The sequence below is a fragment of the Pseudomonas laurylsulfativorans genome (genome assembly GCF_002906155.1).
GTDB classification, from domain to species: domain Bacteria; phylum Pseudomonadota; class Gammaproteobacteria; order Pseudomonadales; family Pseudomonadaceae; genus Aquipseudomonas; species Aquipseudomonas laurylsulfativorans.
Genome location: NZ_MUJK01000014.1, coordinates 130,565 through 137,376 on the forward strand (window position 1 = coordinate 130,565; position 6,812 = coordinate 137,376).

The following is a 6,812-nucleotide window of genomic DNA, read 5'->3' on the forward strand; positions in this document are numbered from 1 at the left end:
TCGCTTTTTGGTGTTGGGACCTAACCTGCTGCAACCCACAAAATGACAAGAAAGGCGTCGGCAACTTCTGCTTTTGGTCTAGTGTCATAACTGGCAAAGGTAGCGCTGTCTGCGCGCTGAGGTGTTACATGAATCATCCCATCACCGCCCTGGTCATCATGGGCGTTGCCGGTTGCGGCAAGACGTGCGTCAGCGAGGCCCTGTGCCAACTGAGCGGCGCCACGGCCATTGAAGGCGACTCTTTCCACCCTGCCGCCAATATCGAAAAGATGAGCGCGGGAATCCCCCTGAACGATGAAGACCGCGCCGGCTGGCTCGACAGCCTGTGCGATGAACTGCGCCGTATCGACGCTATGGGCCAGCGCCCGGTGCTGACCTGCTCGGCGCTCAAACACATCTATCGCGAACGTCTGCGCAGTGCCTTGCCGGGCCTGGGCTTCGTGTTCCTTGAACTGACCCCTGAAGTGGCCGCCGACCGCGTCTCCCATCGGCCGGGCCATTTCATGCCGTCGACCCTGATCGACAGCCAGTTCGCCACCCTTGAATCCCCCGTCGGCGAGCCGTTGACCCTGGCGCTTGATGCTTCGACCCATAGTGTCGAGCAACTGGCTGCGCAGGCTCATGTCTGGTGGCAGTCGAACGGCCTGAAGCAGGCGGTATGACTGTGTTTGCAAAGACAGCGCTGTCCTTACGACTTCTGATTAACCCGCTTTAATAACAACAACAACCAGGAGACACCCCTAATGTTTGGCATGTCCCACGAGACGTTCCTGCTGCTCGATGCAGTGGTCACGGTGATCGGGCTTATCGTTCTGATCACCAAGTTCAAGTTGCACCCCTTCCTTGCCCTGATCATCGCCGCAGCCTTCCTCGGGCTGACCTCCGGCATGCCGATCGGCACCATCATCAAGGCGTTCCAGGACGGCTTCGGTGGCGTGCTCGGCTTTGTCGGCATCATCCTCGCGCTGGGCACCATGCTCGGCAAAATGATGGCCGAGTCGGGGGGGGCGGATCAGATTGCGCAGACGTTGATCCGCGCCTTCGGCAAGGACAAGGTGCAGTGGGCGATGATGTTCGCGGCGTTCCTGGTCGGTATTCCGCTGTTCTTCGAAATTGGCTTCGTGCTGCTGATCCCGCTGGTGTTCATCGTTGCCCGCCGCACGGGCGTGTCGATCATCAAGATCGGTATCCCGTTACTGGCCGGTCTGTCCGCCGTGCACGGCCTGGTGCCGCCGCACCCGGGCCCGCTGCTGGCCATCGGCGTGTTCGGTGCCGACATCGGCAAGACCATTCTGTACGGCCTGATCGTTGCGCTGCCAACCGCCATCATCGCTGGCCCGATCTTCGGTACGTTCATTGCCAAGCACATTCCCGGTCATCCGAACCAGGAACTGGTGGATCAACTGGCGCGCGAAACCGATTCGGCCGAATTGCCGAGCTTCGGCATCACTCTGGTAACCGTGCTGCTGCCGGTGTTCCTGATGCTGCTCAAGACTTTTGCTGACGTAGTGCTGCCCGATGGCAACATCTTCCGCGCCTTCATGGACCTGATCGGTCACCCGATTTCTGCGTTGCTGCTGGCATTGCTGCTGTCGCTGTATACCTTCGGCTACAAGCAGGGCATCGGCTCCAGCCAAATGATGAAGTGGCTGGATGCGAGCCTGGCGCCGACTGCCGCGATCATTCTGATCATCGGTGCCGGTGGTGGCTTCAAGCAGATGCTGGTAACCAGCGGGGTGGGTGACGTGATCGGCCATATGGCGGTGAACGCACAGATCTCGCCGATCCTGCTGGCCTGGCTGGTGGCCGCGGTGATTCGTATCGCGACTGGCTCGGCGACCGTGGCGACCATTACCGGTGCCGGCATCGTGGTGCCGGTGGTGGGGATGATTCCGGGGGTTAACCGTGAACTGCTGGTGCTGGCCACCGGTGCAGGTTCCCTGATCCTGTCTCACGTCAACGACGCAGGTTTCTGGCTGGTCAAGCAATACTTCAACATGACCGTGGCCGAAACCTTCAAGACCTGGACCGCGATGGAAACCATCCTGTCGGTGGTGGGCCTGGGCTTTATCCTGTTGTTGTCGCTGTTCGTTTAAACGATTCGACAGGCACAAAAAAACCGCAGCGATGCGGTTTTTTTGTGCCTGATGCAAACCTCTGTAGGAGCCGGCTTGCTGGCGATGCAGGCGACTCGGTTTAACGTCTGACCGAGTCGATGCGATCGCCAGCAAGCCGGCTCCTACAGGTTTTGTGTCAGGTGTTGGATTTGGTGACTTGTCCATCCGCCCGGAACATCCCGCGAATCCCGCGCACGGCCTGGCGAATCCGGTCCTGGTTTTCGATCAGTGCGAATCGAACGTGATCATCGCCGTACTCGCCAAAGCCGACGCCCGGCGAGACACACACCTTGGCCTCGGCCAGCAGTTTCTTGGCGAACTCCAGCGAACCCAAGTGCGCATAAGCCTCGGGAATCTTGGCCCAGACGTACATCGACGCTTTCGGGTTTTCCACCATCCAGCCCAGTTCATGCAGACCCTTGACCAGCACATTGCGTCGCTGCCGATACTGCTCGGCGATGTCGCGCACGCATTGTTGATCGCCTTCCAGCGCCGCGATCGCCGCCACTTGCAGCGGGGTGAAGGTGCCGTAGTCGTGGTAACTCTTGATCCGCGCCAGGGCGTTGACCAGTTCCGGGTTGCCGACCATGAAGCCGATGCGCCAGCCGGCCATGTTGTAGCTCTTGGACAGGGTGAAAAACTCCACCGCAATGTCCTTGGCCCCCGGCACTTGCATGATCGACGGGGCCTTCCAGCCGTCGTAGACGATGTCGGCGTAGGCCAGGTCGTGCACCACCAGTACGTCGTACTGCTTGGCGAGGGCGATGACACGCTCGAAGAAATCCAGCTCCACGCACTGCGCGGTGGGGTTGGACGGGAAGCCGAGGATCATCATCTTCGGCTTGGGGATCGAGCCGCGAATGGCCCGCTCCAGTTCAGCGAAGAAGTCCACGCCCGGCACCAGCGGCACTGATCGCACCTGGGCGCCGGCAATCACGGCACCGTAGATGTGAATCGGGTAGCTCGGGTTCGGCACCAGTACGGTGTCGCCCTGGTCCAGGGTCGCCAGCATCAGGTGCGCCAGGCCTTCCTTGGAACCGATGGTGACGATGGCTTCGCTTTCCGGGTCGATGTCGACCTCGTAGCGTTCCTTGTACCAGTTGGAAATCGCCCGGCGCAGGCGCGGAATACCCTTGGAGGTGGAGTAACCGTGGGTGTCTTCGCGCTGGGCGACGGTGACGAGTTTTTCGACGATGTGCGGCGGCGTGGCGCCGTCGGGGTTGCCCATGCTCAAGTCGATGATGTCTTCGCCACGACGACGGGCGGCCATCTTCAGCTCGGCAGTGATGTTGAAAACGTAAGGGGGGAGTCGATCTATGCGCGCAAAGCGGCGCGGTGAACCTTGTTCGGCCATTGTTGCCTCGGATAACGTAAGCGCCCGGAACCGTCCGAGCGACGCTGGTCACTGCGGTGACCTGTGGCGGAATGTACGGGCAGCTGTGGCAGACTGTCCAGCCTCTATGTAAACAAATTTTTCCGAAGGAATTGGGTCGATGGAATTTACCAGTGGCTTCCTGCTGAGCCTTTCGCTGTGCCTGGACATTGGCGTGGCCAACATCGCGATGATCACCCTGGCGATGCAGCGTGGCTACTTTCAAGGCTTTGCGCTGGGCTTGGGCACCTGCGTCGGCGACCTGATCTACGCGGTACTGGCGCTGGCCGGCATGACCGTGTTGCTGCAATACGAAACCGTGCGTTGGGTGTTGTGGATCGGTGGCTCGGCGCTGCTGGTGTACTTCGCGGCGAAGATGGTTTATTCGGCGATCCACCACGAAGCGCTGCTGGCCGAAACGGCAGAGGTCGGTAACCACTCCCACCGCAAGGAGTTCTTGCGCGGAATTTTTCTGGCCATGTCTTCGCCCAGTGCGATTCTCTGGTTCGCGGCAGTGGGCGGCACTCTGATCGCCCGTTCCGGTGGCGGTGGCCCGCTCAGTTCGGCGCTGTTCCTCGGCGGTTTCCTCTGTGCCGGTTTGCTGTGGTCGGCCGGGCTGTGCTTCGCCGCAAGCCACGGCGGCAAGTTGCTGGGCGACAAGCTGTTGCGTTATTCCTATATGGCATCGGCGGCGATCTTCTGCTATTTCGCGGTCTACGTGATCCTATCGGGTTATAACGAGTTCGTCGGTGCCGCGGCCGTCGAGCAGTTGCACGCGCTGTAACTGGGCGAATCGGGTTTGGCTTCTATACTCCCAGCCGAACCCATTTTTTATGCGTTAGGAGTCGAGTCATGGATGAGCAACCACGCGTCGAACTGACGCAACCGCGCTTCGAGCACGGGCATTTCCTGCTGATTGCAGGGCTGGGCGGACAATTCACCCAGCAAACCACCCAGGGCATTCCCGCGCTCTGGGAAAAACTCGAACCCCACATTGGCAACATTCCGGGCCAAAAAGGCGAAGTCACCTACGGCGTCTGCTGCAATTTCGACGGCAAGGGTGGCTTCGATTACATCGCTGGCGTCGAGATCAGCAAACTCGACGACTTGCCGGAACAATACCGTTGGGTAGAGGTTCAGCCTCAGCTGTATGCGGTGTTCGAGCACAAAGGGCCGCTGGATACCTTGCCACAACTGTTTCAGTACATCTTCGGCACCTGGCAGCCGCAGTCGGGGCATGAGGTGTTGGATGCGCCGGAACTGGAACGCTACAGCGAAGACTTCAACCCCAAGCTCAACACCGGCAAGCTGGAGATCTGGATTCCGATCAAGGCGTGAGATGTGTGTCGAGAGGCGGATCAGCCGATTCGTCTCTCGATGTCCCAGGGCAGCTGATTTATGATTCCCGGCTAATTTCCCGCTGAATCCGAGCTGCCATGAACACCGTCATCCGCAACGTCACCCCCGCCGATCTGGACCGCTGCTTTGCTATCGAAACCCTTGCCTATGAAGGTGACGAAGCCGCGACCCGCGAGAAGATCGCCACCCGCATCGCCACCTGGCCCGAGGGTTTTATCGTCGCTGAAGTGGATGGGGCAGTCGCCGGTTTCATCAATTCCGGTGCGGCGTTCCAGGTGGAAATGTCGGACGAGGCGTTCAAGGAGTTGATCGGCCACGACCCGGCCGGGCCACACGTGGTGATCATGTCGGTGGTGGTGCACCCGGATTATCAGGGGCAGGGCCTGGCCAAGCGCCTGATGGGTGAGTTCATCGAACGCATGCGTGCGATGGGCAAGGTCAGCATCAATTTGATGTGCAAGGAGCGGCATATTCCGTTGTATGCCGGGTTCGGTTTTGCCTACGTCAAACCGTCGGCGTCCGACCATGGCGGCATGGCGTGGCATGAGATGGTGCTCAAGCTCTGAACCCGCCGCAGATCCCCTGTAGGAGCGAGCCTGCTCGCGAAGGTGTGTCAGCATCAGTGGTGTCGACGGACACTCCATCGCGAGCAGGCTCGCTCCTACATCTATGGTTACCCCCTTTTCTGCAATACTGTATTTGATGCGTGTTTGGCTTGCTTTCATCTATCCGGCGTCTGAGTGGGGGTGTCGCCCCGCGCCTCGATGAGAATCGATGCCCAACGACCCTAATTAGTTGAACGGCCTTACAGCCGTGTAGGAGCCCAGGGTTGTCGTCAGGCCGGTTGGCCGTTCACGTCATCAGTTATCCAGCATCGCAAAACCAGGTGGGTGGTGCTCGGGTGACAGCGGGGTCAGGCGTTCATCGCGGCTGGCCCCGCATCGAATTCAGTGTGGTGTGCGGCTATCGCCCAGGCGATTCTTGCCAGCTTGTTGGCCAGTGCGCAGACCACGAGATTGGAGTGATGGCGGGAAGCTAATAGTTGGCGGACCCAGTCCGCCAAGGCGCCTTTCTGTCGTTCCAGTTGTATCAAGTACACACGGGCGCACTGGATGAGCAGGCGCCTCTGATTTCGATCGCCGCGTTTACTGATGCCGAGCAACACGGTTTTGTCGCCCGTACCGTGCTGTTTGGGTACCAGCCCGATCGACGCCGCATAGCCTCGGCCGCATTTGAACTGTTTGCCATCGCCCAACTCGGCAGCCAAGGCGCTGGAGGTGATCGGGCCGACACACGGCATGGTCATCAAACGAGCCGCCAGATCATCTTCAGCTGCTTGGCATTCCACCTCCTTGTCCAGCGCTTTGACCTTCCCATCCAGATAGTTGAAGTGCTCATGCAACCCCATCAGAATTTTTTTGATGGAGCCGGAAAATGAACTCATCTCAAGCAATGCTGGAAGCTCTTTGATGGATTTGAAGCCGGGAGCCAGGCTGATACCCACCTCCAGCAGGGCTGCGTGAATCCGATTGACGGTGGCGGTACGGTCTTTGATGAACGACTCACGAACCGAGTTGAGCATCGCCAGCGCCTGCTGAGCCTGGGTTTTGGGGTGCACGAAGCGCATTGTGGGCCGGGTCGCCGCCTCGCAGATCGCTTCGGCATCAGCGAAGTCGTTTTTGTTGCTCTTCACGTAAGGGCGTACCAGATGTGGCGCAATAAGCTTGGGCGTATGCCCCAGCTTGGCGACTTCCTGCGCCATGAAATGGGCGCCGCCACAGGCTTCCATCACGACGGTGCAGGGTTCCAGTTTCGCCAGATATTGGGTGAGTGCTGCGCGCGTAAACTTTCTGCGGTGAACCTCGTGGCCGCGATCATCTTGAGCATGAAGATGAAAGGAATGTTTTCCGAGGTCGATGGCGGCAATAGCTACGTTGTTCATGGCAATGATCTCCGATGAGCCC

The 6,812-nt window shown here is 59.5% G+C and carries 7 protein-coding genes; 5 read left to right on the forward strand and 2 right to left on the reverse strand.

Translation table 11 applies throughout. From position 1 onward, the window contains the following. Positions 1-128: 128 nt before the first annotated feature. Positions 129-662: a gluconokinase gene (locus tag B0D71_RS27930; protein WP_103397583.1), complete on the forward strand. Its 534-nt coding sequence runs from the start codon at positions 129-131 to the stop codon at positions 660-662. 81 nt (positions 663-743) lie between these two features. Next, positions 744-2,096 carry a GntP family permease gene (locus B0D71_RS27935; protein WP_007974485.1) on the forward strand — a complete coding sequence of 451 codons (1,353 nt, stop codon included), beginning with the start codon at positions 744-746 and terminating at the stop codon, positions 2,094-2,096. Between the two features lie 157 nt (positions 2,097-2,253). Here B0D71_RS27935 and alaC read toward each other — a convergent pair whose 3' ends face one another. Continuing rightward, a complete protein-coding gene (alaC, locus tag B0D71_RS27940; RefSeq protein ID WP_103397584.1) occupies positions 2,254-3,471 on the reverse strand; it encodes an alanine transaminase in 1,218 nt (405 codons plus the stop codon). 139 nt (positions 3,472-3,610) lie between these two features. Here alaC and B0D71_RS27945 point away from each other — a divergent pair, with 139 nt between their 5' ends. The 3 genes from B0D71_RS27945 to B0D71_RS27955 all read left to right on the forward strand — a co-directional run bounded on the left by B0D71_RS27945 (position 3,611) and on the right by B0D71_RS27955 (position 5,414). Then, a complete protein-coding gene (locus B0D71_RS27945; RefSeq protein ID WP_103397585.1) occupies positions 3,611-4,273 on the forward strand; it encodes a LysE family translocator in 663 nt (220 codons plus the stop codon). Between the two features lie 68 nt (positions 4,274-4,341). After that, positions 4,342-4,827: a GyrI-like domain-containing protein gene (locus B0D71_RS27950; RefSeq protein WP_103397586.1), complete on the forward strand. Its 486-nt coding sequence runs from the start codon at positions 4,342-4,344 to the stop codon at positions 4,825-4,827. A 98-nt stretch (positions 4,828-4,925) separates the two neighbouring features. Next, a complete protein-coding gene (locus B0D71_RS27955) occupies positions 4,926-5,414 on the forward strand; it encodes a GNAT family N-acetyltransferase (RefSeq protein ID WP_103397587.1) in 489 nt (162 codons plus the stop codon). A 347-nt stretch (positions 5,415-5,761) separates the two neighbouring features. Here the strand turns inward: B0D71_RS27955 and B0D71_RS27960 are convergent, their stop codons facing one another. Beyond that, complete coding sequence (locus tag B0D71_RS27960; protein ID WP_103392895.1) at positions 5,762-6,790, reverse strand: IS110 family RNA-guided transposase; 1,029 nt, start codon at positions 6,788-6,790, stop codon at positions 5,762-5,764. Positions 6,791-6,812: the final 22 nt, after the last annotated feature.

Coding starts and splice junctions, on each gene's coding strand:
- B0D71_RS27945 (WP_103397585.1), top strand. CDS start 3,611: ATGGAATTTACCAGTGGCTTCCTGCTGAGCCTTTCGCTGTGCCTGGAC.
- B0D71_RS27935 (WP_007974485.1), top strand. CDS start 744: ATGTTTGGCATGTCCCACGAGACGTTCCTGCTGCTCGATGCAGTGGTC.
- B0D71_RS27930 (WP_103397583.1), top strand. CDS start 129: ATGAATCATCCCATCACCGCCCTGGTCATCATGGGCGTTGCCGGTTGC.
- B0D71_RS27960 (WP_103392895.1), bottom strand. CDS start 6,790: ATGAACAACGTAGCTATTGCCGCCATCGACCTCGGAAAACATTCCTTT.
- B0D71_RS27955 (WP_103397587.1), top strand. CDS start 4,926: ATGAACACCGTCATCCGCAACGTCACCCCCGCCGATCTGGACCGCTGC.
- B0D71_RS27950 (WP_103397586.1), top strand. CDS start 4,342: ATGGATGAGCAACCACGCGTCGAACTGACGCAACCGCGCTTCGAGCAC.
- alaC (WP_103397584.1), bottom strand. CDS start 3,471: ATGGCCGAACAAGGTTCACCGCGCCGCTTTGCGCGCATAGATCGACTC.